Source organism: Bacillus methanolicus, from assembly GCF_028888695.1.
In the GTDB taxonomy this organism is placed as follows: Bacteria; Bacillota; Bacilli; order Bacillales; family Cytobacillaceae; genus Bacillus_Z; species Bacillus_Z methanolicus_B.
Window position 1 is genome coordinate 213,311 of record NZ_PNFF01000001.1, and the last position, 17,830, is coordinate 231,140.

Consider the following 17,830-nt stretch of genomic DNA (forward strand, 5'->3'; position numbering starts at 1 on the left):
AAGCTCTAGAATGCAGATATCCTTTTTGGTTTCTGCCCCACCTTAAAAAAATAAAATTAGTGTCTTGATGATGGGGTCCACCATATTTCTTTGGAATTACCCTTCTTTTAACAGAGAAAAGCAGTGAATCGGCTACACTTAACTGGACAAAAAAATTAAGGTCAGGTAGACTAACCATCCAATCTGGGTATACTGCTAATCAAGCATAAGAGATCCCATACCAGCAACTTTACTAGGAGAGGCGGGTATGCTAGCCTGTTTGGCAAGCCAGATGTTTTCATCATCTGGTTTCCTGGCTGGGAAAGCATGCCCGTAGAGGCTCCTTGTCAAGTTGCGGTGTTTACCCTCTAAATTTGGAAGTCTACTTCATCTCATTCAGTTAATGGAGGTACGCCGATATGACGAGAGCTAGAAGAACATTTACTCCCGAATTTAAAGCTCAAATGGTCAAACTATATGAAAGTGGTAAGCCTAGAAAAGACATTATAAGTGAATACAATTTAACGCCTTCGGCATTAGACAAATGGGTGAAACAGAGCCAAACATCTGGTTCATTTAAAGAGAAGGACAACCGAACACCTGAAAAAGAAGAACTGATCAAGCTTCGTAAAGAAAATCAGCGTTTACTGATGGAGAATGATATTTTAAAGCAAGCTGCGCTGATACTAGGACGAAAGTAAATGTGATTAAAAATAATCGTCACAAATACTCGATATCAGCAATGTGCGACGTCCTACAACTCCCAAGAAGTACCTATTATTATGAAGCAAAAGAGCAATCTAAATCAGATGATGAACTTACTGTTACCATAATCGATATTTTTCATAAAAGCCGCCAGAACTATGGCACTCGTAAGATAAAACATGAGTTGAAAAAACTCGGTAAAATTGCATCCAGAAGACGTATTGGCCGAATCATGAAAGAAAATGGGCTAGTATCAAAATATACAGTTGCCCAGTTTAAGCCACATGTGGATAAATGTAATGAATCTAAAGTTGAAAATGTGTTGAATAGGGAATTTGATCAACAAAAGGAATTAACGGTTGTAGTCAGTGATTTAACATACGTAAGGGTCCAAAAAAATTGGCATTACATATGTCTATTTGTTGATCTTTACAATAGAGAAATTGTTGGACATAGTGCCGGTCCTAATAAAGATGCTGGACTAGTCTACCAAGCCTTATCAACGATTAAAGCTGATTTAAGACAAATTCAACTATTTCACACAGACCGAGGAAACGAGTTTAAAAACAAGACAATCGATGAAGCTTTAGAAACATTCGAGATTAAACGGTCGTTAAGCATGAAAGGTTGCCCATATGATAACGCAGTAGCCGAAGCCACATTTAAAATTATCAAGACAGAATTTGTAAAAGGTAAATATTTTGAAAGTTTAGAGCAATTAAAATTGGAATTAGATGATTATGTACATTGGTTTAATCATATAAGAATTCACGGAACACTCGGGTATTTAAGCCCTATTGAATACAAAAAGGAACACCTTAAAAAAATTGTCTAGTTTAGTGTTGACATACCACAGCTGATTTTAGTTTAGTGTTTGCAACAAATTCTTTATACCTATCCTGCTAACGCTCCAACTGTATTTAGAAAGATGTTAACAACATCAAAAATATAATCAGTCAGCTTATATTGGAGAACTTCAAACGAACTTACCTTAATGAACCAGAAGGTAACATTACCATCATGGAAGTCAAAACACCTACAATAGAAATCACTACTAATGAAAACATGAAAGATGTTAATCCAACTGTCCCCATTCCTAATAGAACAACTATACTATCAATCACAAAGATTAATGCTCCCACATTCCAGGAAGTCCATTTTGTTAAAATCTGGGCGATCAAATCTGTTCCACCTGTGCTTGTCTCATAACGCAGCATTAATCCTATACCGATCCCGACCAATGTTCCTCCCAAAATTGCACTGAAGAAAATCGAGAGATTAAACTGATTACGTAAGGGGGAAAGCCAATCAATAGAAAGTGATGAGAGTAGGAGACCGTATAAGCTATTGTAAAAATAATATCGCTCGTTTTTCCAAGCGTACAGATAGAGAGGAGCACTTAAAACAAGCATACATAAGCCTGTAGGGTAATCAAAGTAATAGTGAAGAATCAAAGCAATGCCAATGATACCACCATCTAACAAGTGATAAGGAGTCAAAAATCCGTTAATGCCTATCCCTGTGTTTTGCAATTTAAAAATCCAGCGTTTTGCAAGATTTTTTTCCAGCACCTTGCTCTTCATTTTATAGGTTCATATAGGAATTTTTTATTCGATAACTTGGTCCGGTAAATGTAAGTAAATAACTGTGATGTACGAGTCTGTCAATTATTGCAGTTGTCATTCTCTCATCATGAAAAATACTGTTCCATTTGCTAAATTCAAGATTTGTTGTAATGATAATACTTCTCCTCTCATAACACGAGGCAACCACCTGGAAAAGAAGCTGCGCTCCTTCCCGGCTAACTGGAATATAGCCCCATTCATCACAAATTAAGAGATCCGCCTTTTCTAGCTGACTGATTGTTTTATGCAAGGTACCTGCCTGTTTTGATTCGATTAATTCATTCACCAATGCTGCAGTTCGATAAAACTTTACGACTTTTCCTTGATTACACGCTTCCACTCCAAGAGCCGTCGCCAGATGAGTTTTGCCCGTTCCAACACCTCCATACATTATTAGATTTTCTTTTCTATCAATGAATGCTGCCGTTTTTAATTCGTCTATCGAAAGCTTTGCAGGCAGTTCTATTCCTCCGAATTCATATCCTTCAAATGTCTTAAAGGTATCAAAGTTGGCCTGTTTTAATAACCGGTTTTTTCTAGTGATTTTTCGATGCTTTACCTCCAATGCAAGGAGCTCTGCCAGAAACTCTTCATGAGTTTCTGCTTGTATGCTCGAATAATGTTCTGCTATTCGGTTTCCGAGTTTCAGTTCTTTACAGTATGCTTCTATTTGGCTTCTCATTTGACACCACCGCCTAAAAGTTGATCATAACTGGTCCAATTTGCTTCAAAAACCTCTTCTTGTTTTAAATGTTCCGAAATCTGAATTTCTGGTAAATCCTCTAATTTCCCAGTTATTCGATACCAGGTGGTCAAAATGCTGTCTGTATCTGTTTGCCCCAGTTTTATACTCTCGACCAATGCCTGTGTTGCAGTTTCAATATCTCCTTCTTCCTTAATGATTTGGGACAGGAGACGTAAGGCTTCTTTCTTTTTGCTTGTATATGATAAATAATCTTGCCATGGATCCGGCAATTCACGAAAAAACGGCATCTGTTCAAAAGATTTAGGTCTTCTGGCCATCAAATCCAAATAAGGAATCCATTTCATAGATTCTAAGTTCTCTCCGTACAACCTTCGATGCTCGACCACCATATGGTATTCATCATCCAATACGACAATTGTTTCGTATGTAATTTTTAACCACACTTTTTGGGATGCGAGGGAAGGTGAGGTAGAATACCGGTTTTTTTCAAAGCGAACCTTGCCATATTTATCTGCTCTTGCTTTTATCAACCTGTGAACATCAAATGATGTTTTAGGTAATTCCCAAATGGATTTCTTGTCTTCCTCAAACAATGTTGCGATTTGCTTTTCTTTTCGGTAATGTGGTCGTTTCATATCCTCCTCACAGCGAATAAGTAAGGATTGATTAAAGGCGTTCATATCTTTAATGATTGGGATGGGAACCAGGAAATTACGTCGATGATAGCCCACTTTATTTTCGACATGCCCCTTTTCGTGGCCGCTGTTAGGATTACAGAAAATAGGCTGAAAGTTATAATGGAGGGCAAATTTCTCGAACTGCGGTACTAGCTTGCGTTCCCCATTTTTGTAAATACTAATGACAGCTGCCGATAAATTATCAAACCAAATCTTTTTTGGAACGCCCCCAATATATTCAAATATCTGTTTTAACCCCTGAAGAAGACATTCTTGATTTTGGGCTGGCATCGCTTGCATAAAGCCAGCATTACTGTAAGGAAATGATAAATTTAAATAGTAACCTTCTTTTTCAACTCCTGCTGACTCGTCTTGATAAGTATAGCTCCCAAAGTCTACTTGCGCTGTTCCAGGAGAATGTTCAAGTGGCAAGTATCCTTCATTAGCGTCATAAAGCTCTTTCTTTTTTGTGGATACATAATATTGAACGGTCCGGTATGAAACATTAAAGTCATCCCCAAACATGGCTTTTAGGCGATGAAAAACACGGGCTCCAGTATGGCGTTGTTTCTTTGGAGCTTTCATGTCCTCTTGAAGCCACTGATCGATAAGAGGTTTATAAGGATCTAATTTTGATCCTTTAATTTTTTTCCGTTCCGAAGGAAGGGAATTATCATCCTCTTTATAGGCATATTTCTTAACAGTTTTAAAATCATGATTAGTCTCTCTGGCTATGGCTCGTAAAGAGAGCCCTTTATATTGATGCAAATACTTGATATGATGTTGTTGAATCATTGAAAGCATCCTTTCTTCCTCCTCTAACTGACATTTCACGCCAATTAGAAGGTTAGTAGAGAAGAGGGGTGCTGGCAATGATTTTTTTTTCTTACTGTAGGATTTTTATTTTGCAATTTGCGCCATTTCTATTTTGCAATAAACATATCCCTAATAAAAAGCTACCCAAGAAAACCGCCAATGTCCTCTGAACGAAATGAATCACCTTCTTTTTCAATTATTCACTGGCAATGTATGTCCTATGTAAGATACTTAGAAGAAGAATCTATAAAACGCAGAAAAGAGCCGGAAGTCTTGGATTTACGTCTCAACGATGGTCTAGTGGATTATGGAGATTATCCTGATACACTTTTAAGACTACATGGTGCTATGTATTCTCAGGAGATTCCTGAGATTGTGGTTACAACCCGTCCAAGATATGAATTTTAAATCCGGTTTTATCTCGTTCATTTAGATGGCGGAAGCCACGGTTCTTTGCACAAGTATGATTCAACGATTCCTCTTATCATAACTGGAACAGAACATTGTATAAATGAACCGCCTCGGTTAATCGATTTAAAGCACTTTATTATTAAAATTTATGAAAATTACGGTTTTCAATAATCTTTTTTGGACTAAAGTCCTTACCCCTTCGGTTGTGAAAGTAATGTTGAACTTTCCTAATACTCTAGCTGTTGCTTCTACAGTTAAAGTTCCCATATTTAATTAACCTCCTTCGAATTGTTGTTATACATTGCTTTAAAGATAAAGTGTTCAAGTTCCTTCTCAGGTACTCTATAAACCGTTCCACCTAGCTTTAAAGCCTTAAGACTTCCTTTTTCTATCCATGCGTAAACTGTTTGACGTGAAACATTTAGCTTGTTTGCGACAGTCTCTATCGAATAAAGTTTACCTAGTTCATTCAGTATCATATTTCCTATCACCTTTAAGGAATTGTTCTAAGTCTTCACGTACGACCCTAATTGAACCGCCCACACGAACCGAGGGAAGAACTCCTTGTTTAATAAGGGCATAAACACGATTTGTAGACAGCTTTAATAGCTTAGCTGTTTCATAAACTGTTAATAATTCCATAACACTGACCTCCAGTCTTATTAGCCTTCACTGTTAATATAATAAAGGGATAATCAAAATTAACGAAAATATGGTAGAAAAATAAAAAAATTTGATTCATCACCACATTTTGTGATTTAACTAATAAAAATGAAAACACTCACAGATTCCTGGCAATAATGTTAGCGCCTACTTAACATAACAGGAGGTTCTGTAAGTGTTTTCTGTATCACTAGATTTGCCAGAATTTGAAGTTGTTAAACAAGTATTTCTTGAAGATTGCAATCTGTTACATGTTGAGAAAAATACGATGGAAGAACGTTGTACTTTTTGCGGCTTTTTTACCAGTAATGTCCACGACTGGCGGACAAGAAAAGTTCGTGATCTATCTATATTAGGCAAACCCCTTTTTTTATTTGTCAGAGTGAACAGATACCGTTGTCACAACTGTAATGAGGTATTTTCCCAAACATTTGAATCGATTAGCCCTAAAAAACATCAGACCAATCGATACAGAGAATATCTGTATCAAATGTGCAACGGATCCACTATTCAAGAAGTAAGTCGAAAGGAAAAAGTTCCTTATACGACAGTAGAAAGAATTTTTTATTCCATCGCTAAAGAAAAAGAAATGGAGCATTTAGAACATCTTGTTAGTGCTTTAGAAAACAATGAACTAGTCCTTAGCCTTGATGAAGTCGCTGTTCGAAAGGGTCACCGATATGAAACCGTTCTAATGGATGCCCAATCCGGCAGTGTTCTTGGTATGGAACATCAACGTAGTTATGATTCTACTCTAACCTTACTCTCCAAGGAGATCCTGGCTAATAAGTGTGTTCAAACCGTTGTCATGGATATGTGGGATCCCTTTCATAAAGCTGTTAAATCCGTATTTCCAGAGGCCTGTATCGTCATTGATAAGTATCATGTAGTGCAAAAAGTTACCCAAGCACTTGATCAAGTAAGGAAGAATATTCCTGGCCTGAAAAAAGAACGGTTTAAGCTCTTGAAAGGTTCTGAAAAGCTAACGGCTAATGAAAAACAACAATTAGACGAAATGCTCGAAGAGCACCTAGAGTTGTCATATGCCTATTTTCTAAAAGAGCTATTTAGAGAAGTTTACCAAGCACCGGACTTTGATACAGCTGATTCACTCTTGGAAGAATGGATCCAACTTGCATGGAGCAGCCCATTTCCGTCATTCCATCAAGTAGCCAAGACCTTAGAAAATTGGAAAGCACAAATTTTGCAATACTTTCTTACACCCTTCACAAATGGCCGGATTGAAGGCACAAACAATAAAATCAAGAATATCAAAAGACGTGCATTTGGTTTTAAGAATTTAGACAGATTTAGACTCCGTGTATTTTTAGAATGTACAGGTAAAACTTATAAAAATCAGGCTGCCTGACCTTGTCCTTCATCAGCTTTCCACAGTGTAGTTGGTAGAAAGGAAGCCGTCAAGGAAAGCACTTGACAGCTTCCTTTCTACCAACTAAGTGGTCACTAAGCTGACGAAGGAGCTACTCTAGATTGAGTATCAATCTTGCTAACTTATTTCCGGAATTGTGTGAACATCACAGAATATGGTGATGAGACATAAAAATTAACTATGAGATAACCGATTTCTTAAATACTTACTACTAAATCCAGTAAAAGTATTTTTTTCGTCAACAAAATGGGTGAGTTAATTGAAAATTAGTTAAAGCTGTTTCGACAGCTATTTTTTTATTGTGATAACGGGGCAAATTGTAGAAGGATTCTCTTATTTTTGATGCTCGCTTTTGAAAAATGCATTTTTGGTACTGTATTATTCAAAAAGGTTCACAAATCAAACTTAAATTAATTAGAAAGGCAGTGATTATATTGAAGGTTAGTAAACACAACGCAGAACATTACATATGGGGAGAAAATTGTGATGGTTGGTATTTAGTAAAAAATAAAGATTTAAGTGTCATTTATGAACGTATGCCTATAAATACTTCAGAAGTAAGACATTTTCATAATCATGCACGACAATTTTTCTTTGTATTATCTGGTACTGCAATATTAGAAATTGATGGTGAACGTATAGCTTTAAATCCAAAAGAAGGAATAGAAGTACCACCACTTATTCCTCATCAAATGATTAATGAATCTGATGGAGATGTGGAATTTTTAGTAATATCCCAACCTAATAGTAAGGGCGACAGGGTTTTAACTGAAAAATAAATAGATTATTATGGTAACGTTGACAGTGCTACAAAAACATTAAAAGCAGGTAGTAAAAGAAGGAACCAATTTTGGTTCCTCATCTTAATCTTTTATTCCAATTACACGTATTCGTTTGTAATCTGCGAACCATCCGCCGTTATGAAATAAGACTCCTTTCAGGTTGTTTTCCACTTTAGTTATTATGAAATCCTTTGTTTCATCGGTTAGCCCTTCGAACATACTATTACCGAACATTTCAATCCATGATCTCCATCTAACGGAGTAGGTCTATCAAAATGTTGGGCAAAAATAACTCTAAAGCCTACTTCCTCCATTAATGTTGAATATTCGCCTATACTTGGAAAATACCAGGGAAATAGCTCAGCTTTATATTCAACCTCTAATTTTTCTAATTGGTTATGGATTTCATCAGTAATTTTTTTGACATTCCCTTTTCCGCCGAATTCTGCAACAAATTTGCCATTATGTTTCAAGGCATCATAAATACAATATAAAGCCTGCTTTGGAGGTTTAACCCAGTGAAGTGTGGCGTTCGAGAAAACAGCATCGAATTCGCAATTATAATCAAGATTTAAAGCATCTTGTACTTCAAATTTTAAATTTGGGTACTTCTTTTTAGCTTGTTCCACCATATTTTCTGAATTATCAATACCTAGAACATTTACTCCAAGTTTATGAAGTTTATAAGATAAATCTCCTGTTCCACATCCGAGATCAAGGATATATTCGCCTTTCTTCGGTGCTAACAAATCAATCAAATCTTCTCCAAATTTTGAAACAAATGAGTGTTTACTATCATACAAATTTGCATTCCAATTATCATTATCAATTTTGTTATTCATCACAACTAACACCACCCAATCACTGATATCAAGTTTTTCAACTATCCAACACAATAATTAGAAATATTCTAACAAATCGTTATAAGATTATTCAACAGTTATAAAGGAACCTTCAAAATGGAAAGGGGAAAAGGATTTCAATTAATGGATGAATGATTCTACCCGTTAGCCTTCTTGCCAAAGGTAGTTACACCACAGATAAGCTGTCACTGTGGCAGTTTTTTTGTTTAATTTTTAACGGAGTGGGTACAATCCTGCGATCATTTCGAAATCGTACTAAAATATAGAAACCTAAAATAATTATAAATATAAATTGTAATCGCTTAACTTCCGCCAATAATATAGAAAAATCACTGGCTTTTATTTTTTAACTTTAAAACAGAAAGAATATTCAAAAAGCAGGTGAGAATATGACTGTCAATGAACCAAAAAGAGTTATTGAAAATTATACAGGTTCGAAACTTCATACGAAGGGATGGATTCAGGAAGCAGCATTGCGCATGCTGTTTAACAACTTGAATCCTGATGTGGCAGAGCGTCCGGAAGACCTTGTTGTTTACGGCGGCATCGGCAAAGCGGCCCGCAACTGGAAATGTTTTGATGCGATTGTTGAGACATTAAAAAATCTTGAAAGCGATGAAACATTGCTCGTTCAGTCCGGTAAACCGGTTGCCGTGTTCAAAACACACACTGATGCACCAAGAGTTTTGATTGCCAACTCAAACCTCGTGCCGGCATGGGCAAATTGGGACCATTTCCATGAGCTTGATAAAAAAGGGTTAATGATGTACGGGCAAATGACAGCGGGAAGCTGGATTTACATCGGAACTCAAGGAATTGTGCAAGGAACATATGAAACATTTGCAGAGTGTGCCCGACGGCATTTCAACGGCACCCTTGAAGGAACGATTACGGTTACTGCCGGTCTAGGCGGAATGGGCGGCGCTCAGCCGCTTGCCGTATCACTCAATGGCGGCGTCAGCATTAACATCGAAGTTGACACGAATCGCATTCAGCGCCGCCTTGATACAAAATACCTTGATGTAATGACTGAGAGCCTTGATGAAGCAATTAACATGGCTTTGGAAGCGAAACGTAACAGAAAAGGAATTTCGATTGGGCTTCTTGGCAATGCACCGGAAGTGTTAAACGCTATGCTTGCAAAAGAATTTATCCCTGATGTGCTAACAGACCAAACGTCTGCCCACGACCCAGTCAATGGCTATGTTCCGATGGGAATGAGTCTGGAAAAAGCACAAGAGCTTCGCATGAAAGATCCAAAATTATATGAAGCAAAATCAAAGGCAAGTATTGCCGAGCATGTCCGTGCGATGCTGAAAATGCAGAAGCGAGGAGCCATTACGTTTGATTACGGCAACAACATCCGCCAAGTGGCGAAAGACGAAGGCGTCGAAAACGCGTTTAACTTCCCCGGCTTCGTACCGGCCTACATTCGACCGCAATTTTGTGAAGGAAAAGGACCGTTCCGCTGGGTCGCGCTTTCGGGCGATCCAGAAGATATTTATAAAACAGACGATGTCATTTTACGTGAGTTCAGCTACAATACCCATCTTTGCAACTGGATTAAAATGGCACAAGAGCGAATTAAGTTCCAAGGACTTCCGGCTCGCATTTGCTGGTTAGGCTACGGCGAACGGGTGAAATTTGGAAAGATTATTAACGACATGGTAGCCCGAGGTGAATTGAAAGCGCCGATCGTGATTGGGCGCGACCACTTAGATTCCGGTTCTGTTGCTTCTCCAAACCGTGAAACAGAAGCAATGAAAGACGGAAGTGATGCTGTAGCAGACTGGCCAATCTTGAACGCTCTTGTAAACGCGGTCGGCGGGGCAAGCTGGGTATCTGTTCATCATGGCGGCGGTGTAGGTATGGGTTATTCGCTTCATGCCGGTATGGTCATTGTCGCTGACGGAACGAAAGAAGCAGAAAAACGCCTTGAGCGGGTTCTTACTACGGATCCGGGTATGGGGATTGTTCGTCATGCCGATGCCGGTTATGAGTTTGCAATACAAACGGCAAAAGAAAAAGGTATCAACATTCCAATGTTGAAGTAGAGGACAATCGAAAAATAAAGGAATGTGGGTCTGCCCGCTTCAACAAAAACAAGGAGAAGGAGAGACGTCATGACTAAGAAACCGGTATTGATTCGGAACGCAAGTCAGCTGGTGACACTCTCAGGAAGCAGTGATGCTCCTCTGACCGGTAAAAAGATGGAACAACTTCAAATTATTGAAGACGGCAGTGTTTGGCTTGAAGACGGTATAATCCAGTTTGTGGGAAAAGATGACGAGGTGGCTCAAATCTATAAAGATCGCTTGAATGAAGCCGAAATTATCAATGCTTCTGGCAAACTCGTTACACCGGGACTTGTCGATCCGCACACCCATCTAGTTTTTGCGGGAACCAGGGAAAACGAATTTAGCATGCGTTTACAAGGCTCCACCTATATGGAAATTATGAATAACGGCGGCGGGATTTATGCGACGACAAATGCTACAAGGGAAGCAACCCACCAAACACTTTTTGAAGAAAGCAAAAAACGTCTCGACCAGTTCTTGTTGCACGGTGTTACAACAGTTGAAGCGAAAAGCGGATACGGTCTTTCGCTGGAACATGAAATCAAGCAGCTGGAAGTGGCGAGGGACCTTCATGAGAAACATCCGGTTGACATCGTTCGGACTTTCATGGGTGCACACGCCATCCCTTCTGAATTCAGTGATAACTCGGAAGAGTTTGTAGACTATGTGATCAGAGACATGATTCCTGAAGTGGCGCGCCGTAAGCTAGCAGAGTTTAATGATGTTTTTTGTGAAAGAGGTGTTTTTACACCTGATCAGTCAAAACGCATTCTAGAAGCCGGTCTTCAACACGGGCTTCTTCCAAAAATCCATGCAGATGAAATTGAGCCGTATGAAGGTGCAGAATTAGCCGCAGAAATTGGGGCGGTATCTGCCGACCACCTATTAAAAGCTTCGGATAAAGGAATTGCTTCGCTTGCGGAAAAAGGCGTTATTGCAGTGCTTCTGCCGGGCACAGCATTTTTCTTAATGGCGGAGTCGGCAAACGGCCGAAAAATGATCGACGCAGGAGTGCCGGTAGCGCTGTCTACCGATTGCAATCCCGGATCTTCACCAACCGTTTCAATGCCGATCATCATGAACCTTGGCTGCTTGAAAATGGGGATGACCCCGGCGGAAGTGCTGACTGCAGCTACGATTAATGCTGCACATGCGATTAACAGAGGAAAAGAAATCGGCAGTATCGAGAAAGGCAAAAAAGCTGACATTACTATTTTTGACGTACCGAACTATTTAGTTCTTCAATACCGATATGGTATGAACCATGTACACACAGTTATCAAAGATGGTGAAGTGGTTGTTGATGGAGGGAGATTCGTTTGCGGCAATACCCGTATCCACAGTTAAAACCGCCGGCCTTTTCATGGGACAGAAGTACAAAAACGGATGAACCGAAAGTGAATGAATGGATTCAAACGCTTAACATAACAGATAATGAGAAAATCGTTTGGTCTAACTATGATGCTGCAATTCTAGGCGTCCCGTTGTCGCGTACATCGATATCTGCCTCTGCAGCAAGTGAAACCCCTGACGCGTTGCGTCGGACATGGAAATACTTTACGACCTATAATCTGGATCATGATGAAGATCTTTCTGAGCTAAATGTCGTTGACCTTGGCGACGTTCGCCAGCATGTAACGAATATCGAAAACTGTCACGAAAATATAAAAGAAGCAATGATCAGCATGCGCACTCATCACCCGGAAGTCATTCCTGTTGTGATGGGTGGCGATCATTCGATAACTGCCATGCTCGTGAAAGGCTGGAAAGCGGTACATTCTAACGAGCGAATTGGCATCTTGCAGCTCGACACCCACTTTGACTTGCGAGATTTGTCTGATAACGGACCAAGCAACGGCACTCCGATCCGCAACTTGATCGAAAGCAGTGTGATCAGAGGTGAAGATGTGTATAACATTGGCCTTCACGGTTTTTTTAACGCCCGTTCGTTAAAAATTTACGCGGACGAAACAGGTGTGAACTATACTACGATGAGAGAAGCGCGGAAAAAAGGGATAGAAACTACAATAAACGAAGCATTGGAACAACTTAGTAAAAAGGTTGATACGATCTACCTGACTATTGATATGGATGTTCTTGATATGAGTTACGGTCCTGGTGTCCCTGCTTCAACTCCCGGCGGGATGAGAAACGATGAACTGTTTGAAGCTGTTTATTTCGCCGGAAAGTGCAAGAAAGTGAAAGCGATGGACATCGTTTGTCTCGATCCATACAAAGACAAGAGAGAAATTACTGTCAAAACAGCTGTCCATGCGATGCTTTCCTTCTTTACAGGATTTAAGCAGAGAAAAAGCTAATGGCTTTTTTTAATGCGGTTTTATTTTTTTCTTTTAATAATACTGCTTTAATAGTGTTGGAAGATGTTCGTTAGAAAGCAGTTCCTGATGGAATTGCTTTTTTAAAAAACTTATTCAGATATTTATCCACACCTAAAAATCGATAATGGCACTATTCCACAAATTTATCCACATAGTCCACAGTTTAAATGGCGTTTTCCATGTTAATATCAATCCTTATTTTATAAAAGGTTGAAAAGTGTCCACCGAACTTATCCACTTTATCCACATAACTGTGGATAAATGAAGTTCACAAATAGTTTAAAAACAATAGAATTCTTTTTGGAAAAATTGTGAATTCCGTTGTAGCTCTATAATGAATAAAGTATATTATAAGTGAAGATAGTGAAATAATTCACAAATAATAAACTAATCTTTCTTCACAAGCTGGCTGGCTTCTATGAAAAAATTTTTATATTCTTTCACAAAATAAAAGGAGATGATGATCCATGAAATGGTGGAAAACCCCGCAAGCAGCAGTGGCGTGGACGATTTTGAGAATCTGGTTAGGCATACAATGGATCGAAGCAGGCTGGCATAAAATAACAGGTGATTTTGATGCAAGCGGATTTATGGCAGGTGCAATTGCGAAAACAGGCGGCGAGCATCCAGCGGTGCAAGGCTGGTACGCAGCGTTTCTTGAAAATATCGCATTGCCGAATTCAGGGTTATTCAGCTTCCTTGTAGAATGGGGTGAGCTTTTAGTAGGTATCGGGCTTATCCTTGGTGCAGCAACAATTCCGGCTCTAATTGCAGGAGCATTTATGAATCTAAACTTCCTATTAGCTGGCACAACAAGTACTAATCCAATATTATATACAGTTTCAGTAATTCTTCTATTCACAGGAAGCGGAGCATACTACTGGGGTATTGACCGCTTTGCTATTCCATATATAAAAGAACGGATGCATAAAGGTGGGCATGGTTTTAATAATAAAGCCACAACGAGTCATTAAGTTTATAACCTGAATATAGGGTCTGACTCCCTCCAACTTGGAGGGGTCTGACCCTTAGCCTATTTTCTTATTTTCTTTTTGTTCTTTGTTTTACGCGCTGGTTTGCTGCATTTGCCCGAGCGAGAGCTTCCATATCTTCCTGGTCAGCCAGTTCGACGGAAAACTCTTCGTCTACACCATCTGATTTAAGGTTTCTTGGAACTTGTGGAAGTGTTGATTTGTTTTTATCTCTTGTTCTTTGGCCTCGTCCCCGACCCATTTTCAAAACCCCTTTCGGACAAAAAGTACGGAAAACAAAAGCTTTCCGTACTCATATCATTTGCTTTATAAGGGGCATGTATAATTGGTAAATGCTTAATGTTTTCTTCCTCTTTCAGTAAAACCGCCAGCACGATCTGCCATTTTAAATTCACGTCTATATGTAACCTCTTGAGCGCTTGATAATGTACTTTTCATTCTTTCTCTTTTCTTCTTGTCCATATTACAACCTTCCTTTCTTTGAACTGGATTATTCTTTACCTAGTTTTTCCTTACTAGAAAATATTCATACAGATCATTCATAAATATCGATTAATGCACTTTTTAGCTCCGGAAAAAGAAAGGTAAATCCGTTTTCTTCAAGTTTTTCCGGCAAAACCTTCTGTCCTTCAAGAACAAGTATGCTCATTTCTCCTAAAATCATTTTTATTGCAAATTCGGGAACACGCAGCCAGTGAGGACGGTTAAGAACAATTCCAAGCGTTTTTCCAAACTGTTCCATTGTTACAGGATGTGGAGCTGTAAAATTAACAGGACCTATTAGTGGCTCATTTTCTATACAGTATTGTATTCCTCTAATAACATCTTTTAGATGAATCCAGGATACCCATTGATCTCCGGATCCGACCGTTCCACCGGCAAATAATTTATAAGGTAAAGCCATTCTCGGCAAGGCTCCGTCATTTTTATCCAGAATTATGCCAAATCGGCATAAAACTGTTCGTATACCAAAATCGTAATAGGCTTTCATGGCCGTATTTTCCCACGCATGTACCGTTTCTGCTAAAAAATCATTACCTGTTTCTTTTGATTTTTCTGTGAAGGTTTTCTGATTAGAGGTTCCGTAAATTCCTACTGCACTTGCATTAATTAGAGCGGTTGGCTTTTTGTTTAATTGGCTGATTATGTTGAGGATGCTTTCAGTCACGTGCAATCGGCTGTTTTTTATCTTCTTTTTCTGTTCAGTCGTCCATCGTCCGCTATTAATCGACTCACCTGCAAGGTTTATGATAACATCTGTTCCTTCTACGTCTTTTTGAGGGTTGTCTCCTTCATTGAGCCATTGGATAAAGCGGCAATTGTTACTAATATTTTTTCGATTGGCGTTACGTGTTAGGATCAGAATCTCGTGTCCTTCTTTTGCTAATTCAGCCGCCAAAGCTTTTCCCACCAATCCGGTACCGCCGGTTATTGTAATTTTCATTTACTTCGCCACCTTTTTTTTCTTTAACTTTAAATTTACGATGCTTGGCTAAAGAAAACCTTTTTTTATATGATACATTTACATAGAGGTGATTTTTATGGCAGTGATTACGAAAATAACCGTCCAGCAAAAAAATCAAGAACGCTACAATATTTTTATGGATTTTGGGAAAGGCGAAGAATATGTATTCAGTGTTGATGAAGATACATTAATAAAATTCAAGTTAAAAAAAGGGCTTGAAGTGGATCCGTTACTTTTGACAGAAATCCAATATCAGGACGAGATCCGAAAAGGATACCATCTTGCGGTCAATTTTTTAGCGAAACGAATGAGGTCTGAAGGGGAAGTTCGTCATTACCTGGCTGAAAAAGAGACTGATGAACCGATTATTAATGAGGTTATTTTAAAACTATACGAATTTAATTTTTTAGATGACGAAGAGTATGCGAAGGCATATGTCAGAACACAGAAGAATACAACTGACAAAGGAACGGAGTTTATTCGCAAAGAATTAAGGGAAAAATGGATTGGCGAAAATTTGATTGAGAAGGCCCTGAACGAATACCCTTTCGAAGCACAAATTGAAAAAGCAGTAAAAGTAAGCGAAAAATACCTTTTAAAAAACCGCCTTGAATCGGAAAGAACATTAAAAATTAAGCTTGAACAGCTGCTCTTAAGAAAAGGTTTTTCCATCGATGTGATCCAAGCTGTTCTGAGTGAAGTAAATTTTGATAAAAAGGAAGAAGAGGAAATGGATGCGATAAGGCATCATGGTGAAAGACTAAAACGAAAATACAATAAATTTACAGGATATGAGTTTGAACAAAAAATGAAGCAGGCATTATATAGGAAAGGATTCTCCATTGATTTAATCGAAAATTATTTGCGTGAATTAGAATTGTTCGATAAAAAATCATGACAGAGAAAGTCTTGTTGGAGTCGATTTTGATCGTTTTTTTTCATCTCACCATGATCAGTTTAGGAACCTCTTTTTGAGAAAAGAGCAGGCTTCTTTATTTATTTCTTAAATTTCAATATACTGAAAATAAGTTAACTTTAAATAACAATTTATGCAGCACCAAGTTTAGGAGTGAAGCAATGCAGCAAAAACGTTATAGTGAAATGTCTGAATATGAACTTCAGCAGGAGATTGCAAAACTTAATGAAAAAGCGCGTAAAGCGGAACAAATGGGCATGGTCAATGAGTTTGCTGTGTTGGAAAGAAAAGCTGCCATGGCAAAGTCATATTTATTAAATCCTGAAGATTTTAAGCCGGGGGAAATTTACCAAATTGAGGGCGACCCTGGCGCGTATTTCAAGATTGATTATTTAAACGGTGTTTTTGCTTGGGGTTACAGATTAAGCGGAACTGGCAAAGAAGAAGCACTTCCAATTTCGATGTTAAAAAAATTAGAATAGAACCAGAGGGAAAAATCCTCTGGTTCTAAACATGTGATAACTAAAAGCTTTCGCTTATCCAATGTCTTTAAGCGACAAGTCCCGGCTGATCTTGACGTCAGCTTACGGAAATTGGGATTTCCTGTAGGAAAGGATTTTTGCTTGTCGGGGCTATTTAAGTCTCTTCTGCTTTTCGTTATTACGATTGTTTTCTTGTTTGACGTTGTAAAATAATCGTTTTCTGCGTTAGTTGGGTTTCGCCGTTTACTTGAGAATAGGCATGTTTTGGATTATACCACGGAGCAGCAAACGAACGGGAATTAGAATCGTTGTCAAAATATTTTTTTATATTTCCCATTGTGTATCCACCTCACCTTTAGGACAATTCGGATTTATCTTTGTTCCGATGGGAAGAAGCATTCATCCGTTCTTGCGGATGTGTATTAATTGATCCATCTGCTCTTGTTGAGGCATATTCAGCTTTCGCCCTAGGTTCACCCTCTAATTTGATCGTTTTTGGAGTTGGGTAATTCCTTGCTTTATTTCGCATTTGAAACCCTCCCAAAGACAGTTTGCAACGTGATATTACAAATCAAGAAATTTGCTGCTCACGTTAACAATAGTATTTGACGGAGACAGTTAAGATAAAACGCTAAATAAATGGTAATGGGGTGATACAATTGAAGGATTATCAAGAAAGGCTTGCAGAAATATTAGCAGAAAAGAATCCGCATTTAACTTATGTACAAGCTTTAACATGGGTCGAGCTTCTTTGGGATGATTTTGAAACGACTTATGCAAAAGCCGGAAGGGAATATAAAGGAAGCGAGATGACAGAAAGAATTGTCCGGCAGTGGATTGAAAATTACGGTGACAGGCTTCATGAATTTGTTGCAAGAAATCCAAAATATAAGCATTTGCTTGAGTTGGGGCAAAAAGATGATCATTAAAATATTGGGGCC

At 38.5% G+C, this 17,830-nt stretch carries 22 protein-coding genes; 10 read left to right on the top strand and 12 right to left on the bottom strand.

Going from position 1 to position 17,830, the window contains the following annotated elements:
* The first annotated feature begins 398 nt into the window (after nucleotides 1-398).
* A protein-coding gene (locus tag C0966_RS01125) for an IS3 family transposase (protein WP_274853335.1) occupies nucleotides 399-1,519 on the top strand; the annotation gives its coding sequence in 2 pieces (ribosomal slippage) (nucleotides 399-645 and nucleotides 645-1,519; 1,122 coding nt in all).
* 151 nt (nucleotides 1,520-1,670) lie between these two features.
* On the opposite strand, the gene C0966_RS01130 is transcribed toward C0966_RS01125, so the two are convergent.
* From C0966_RS01130 to C0966_RS01155, 6 genes are all read right to left on the bottom strand, one after another.
* Complete coding sequence (locus C0966_RS01130; protein ID WP_274853336.1) at nucleotides 1,671-2,267, bottom strand: YitT family protein; 597 nt, start codon at nucleotides 2,265-2,267, stop codon at nucleotides 1,671-1,673.
* Nucleotide 2,268: 1 nt separating this feature from the next.
* Nucleotides 2,269-2,991, bottom strand: a complete 723-nt coding sequence (gene istB / locus C0966_RS01135; RefSeq protein ID WP_274853337.1) for an IS21-like element helper ATPase IstB — start codon at nucleotides 2,989-2,991, stop codon at nucleotides 2,269-2,271.
* Nucleotides 2,988-4,496 carry an IS21 family transposase gene (istA, locus tag C0966_RS01140; RefSeq protein ID WP_274853338.1) on the bottom strand — a complete coding sequence of 503 codons (1,509 nt, stop codon included), beginning with the start codon at nucleotides 4,494-4,496 and terminating at the stop codon, nucleotides 2,988-2,990. Before istA ends, istB begins: the two co-directional genes overlap by 4 nt.
* Nucleotides 4,497-5,042: 546 nt before the next feature.
* Entirely contained in the window at nucleotides 5,043-5,186 is a 144-nt protein-coding gene (locus C0966_RS01145) for a hypothetical protein (protein WP_274853339.1), read from the bottom strand.
* 2 nt (nucleotides 5,187-5,188) lie between these two features.
* Complete coding sequence (locus tag C0966_RS01150; RefSeq protein WP_274853340.1) at nucleotides 5,189-5,398, bottom strand: helix-turn-helix domain-containing protein; 210 nt, start codon at nucleotides 5,396-5,398, stop codon at nucleotides 5,189-5,191.
* A complete protein-coding gene (locus C0966_RS01155) occupies nucleotides 5,385-5,561 on the bottom strand; it encodes a helix-turn-helix domain-containing protein (protein ID WP_274853341.1) in 177 nt (58 codons plus the stop codon). Before C0966_RS01155 ends, C0966_RS01150 begins: the two co-directional genes overlap by 14 nt.
* A gap of 196 nt (nucleotides 5,562-5,757) precedes the next feature.
* On the opposite strand from C0966_RS01155, the gene C0966_RS01160 reads away from it, so the two are divergent.
* Together C0966_RS01160 and C0966_RS01165 are read left to right on the top strand one after the other, a co-directional pair.
* Nucleotides 5,758-6,951, top strand: a complete 1,194-nt coding sequence (locus tag C0966_RS01160) for an ISL3 family transposase (RefSeq protein ID WP_274853342.1) — start codon at nucleotides 5,758-5,760, stop codon at nucleotides 6,949-6,951.
* A gap of 455 nt (nucleotides 6,952-7,406) precedes the next feature.
* Nucleotides 7,407-7,751 (top strand): cupin domain-containing protein, encoded by a 345-nt coding sequence (locus C0966_RS01165; protein ID WP_274853343.1) that lies wholly within the window; start codon nucleotides 7,407-7,409, stop codon nucleotides 7,749-7,751.
* A gap of 206 nt (nucleotides 7,752-7,957) precedes the next feature.
* Here C0966_RS01165 and C0966_RS01170 read toward each other — a convergent pair whose 3' ends face one another.
* Nucleotides 7,958-8,596, bottom strand: coding sequence for a class I SAM-dependent methyltransferase (locus tag C0966_RS01170; protein WP_425535909.1), 639 nt, complete (start codon nucleotides 8,594-8,596; stop codon nucleotides 7,958-7,960).
* Between the two features lie 410 nt (nucleotides 8,597-9,006).
* Here C0966_RS01170 and hutU point away from each other — a divergent pair, with 410 nt between their 5' ends.
* The 4 genes from hutU to C0966_RS01190 all read left to right on the top strand — a co-directional run bounded on the left by hutU (nucleotide 9,007) and on the right by C0966_RS01190 (nucleotide 14,008).
* Entirely contained in the window at nucleotides 9,007-10,671 is a 1,665-nt protein-coding gene (gene hutU / locus C0966_RS01175) for a urocanate hydratase (RefSeq protein ID WP_274853344.1), read from the top strand.
* Nucleotides 10,672-10,740: 69 nt separating this feature from the next.
* Entirely contained in the window at nucleotides 10,741-12,042 is a 1,302-nt protein-coding gene (gene hutI, locus C0966_RS01180; RefSeq protein ID WP_274853345.1) for an imidazolonepropionase, read from the top strand.
* Complete coding sequence (locus tag C0966_RS01185; protein ID WP_274853346.1) at nucleotides 12,015-13,013, top strand: agmatinase family protein; 999 nt, start codon at nucleotides 12,015-12,017, stop codon at nucleotides 13,011-13,013. The genes hutI and C0966_RS01185 overlap by 28 nt, the downstream gene beginning before the upstream one ends.
* 488 nt (nucleotides 13,014-13,501) lie before the next feature.
* Nucleotides 13,502-14,008 carry a DoxX family protein gene (locus C0966_RS01190; RefSeq protein WP_274853348.1) on the top strand — a complete coding sequence of 169 codons (507 nt, stop codon included), beginning with the start codon at nucleotides 13,502-13,504 and terminating at the stop codon, nucleotides 14,006-14,008.
* A 67-nt stretch (nucleotides 14,009-14,075) separates the two neighbouring features.
* Here C0966_RS01190 and C0966_RS01195 read toward each other — a convergent pair whose 3' ends face one another.
* The 3 genes from C0966_RS01195 to C0966_RS01205 form a co-directional block, all read right to left on the bottom strand.
* Nucleotides 14,076-14,267, bottom strand: coding sequence for a YfhD family protein (locus C0966_RS01195; RefSeq protein WP_274853349.1), 192 nt, complete (start codon nucleotides 14,265-14,267; stop codon nucleotides 14,076-14,078).
* Between the two features lie 95 nt (nucleotides 14,268-14,362).
* Nucleotides 14,363-14,488, bottom strand: coding sequence for a YfhE family protein (locus tag C0966_RS01200; protein ID WP_274853350.1), 126 nt, complete (start codon nucleotides 14,486-14,488; stop codon nucleotides 14,363-14,365).
* Nucleotides 14,489-14,561: 73 nt separating this feature from the next.
* Nucleotides 14,562-15,470, bottom strand: coding sequence for a TIGR01777 family oxidoreductase (locus tag C0966_RS01205; protein ID WP_274853351.1), 909 nt, complete (start codon nucleotides 15,468-15,470; stop codon nucleotides 14,562-14,564).
* 97 nt (nucleotides 15,471-15,567) lie between these two features.
* Here C0966_RS01205 and recX point away from each other — a divergent pair, with 97 nt between their 5' ends.
* Both recX and C0966_RS01215 read left to right on the top strand, forming a co-directional pair.
* Nucleotides 15,568-16,389, top strand: coding sequence for a recombination regulator RecX (gene recX, locus C0966_RS01210; RefSeq protein ID WP_274853352.1), 822 nt, complete (start codon nucleotides 15,568-15,570; stop codon nucleotides 16,387-16,389).
* Between the two features lie 179 nt (nucleotides 16,390-16,568).
* Nucleotides 16,569-16,889, top strand: coding sequence for a YfhH family protein (locus C0966_RS01215; RefSeq protein WP_274853353.1), 321 nt, complete (start codon nucleotides 16,569-16,571; stop codon nucleotides 16,887-16,889).
* Between the two features lie 178 nt (nucleotides 16,890-17,067).
* Here C0966_RS01215 and C0966_RS01220 read toward each other — a convergent pair whose 3' ends face one another.
* Both C0966_RS01220 and C0966_RS01225 read right to left on the bottom strand, forming a co-directional pair.
* Nucleotides 17,068-17,226, bottom strand: a complete 159-nt coding sequence (locus tag C0966_RS01220; RefSeq protein WP_274853354.1) for a YpzG family protein — start codon at nucleotides 17,224-17,226, stop codon at nucleotides 17,068-17,070.
* A gap of 18 nt (nucleotides 17,227-17,244) precedes the next feature.
* Nucleotides 17,245-17,418 carry a small, acid-soluble spore protein K gene (locus tag C0966_RS01225; RefSeq protein ID WP_274853355.1) on the bottom strand — a complete coding sequence of 58 codons (174 nt, stop codon included), beginning with the start codon at nucleotides 17,416-17,418 and terminating at the stop codon, nucleotides 17,245-17,247.
* Between the two features lie 130 nt (nucleotides 17,419-17,548).
* On the opposite strand from C0966_RS01225, the gene C0966_RS01230 reads away from it, so the two are divergent.
* Nucleotides 17,549-17,818 (top strand): YfhJ family protein, encoded by a 270-nt coding sequence (locus C0966_RS01230; protein ID WP_274853356.1) that lies wholly within the window; start codon nucleotides 17,549-17,551, stop codon nucleotides 17,816-17,818.
* Nucleotides 17,819-17,830: the final 12 nt, after the last annotated feature.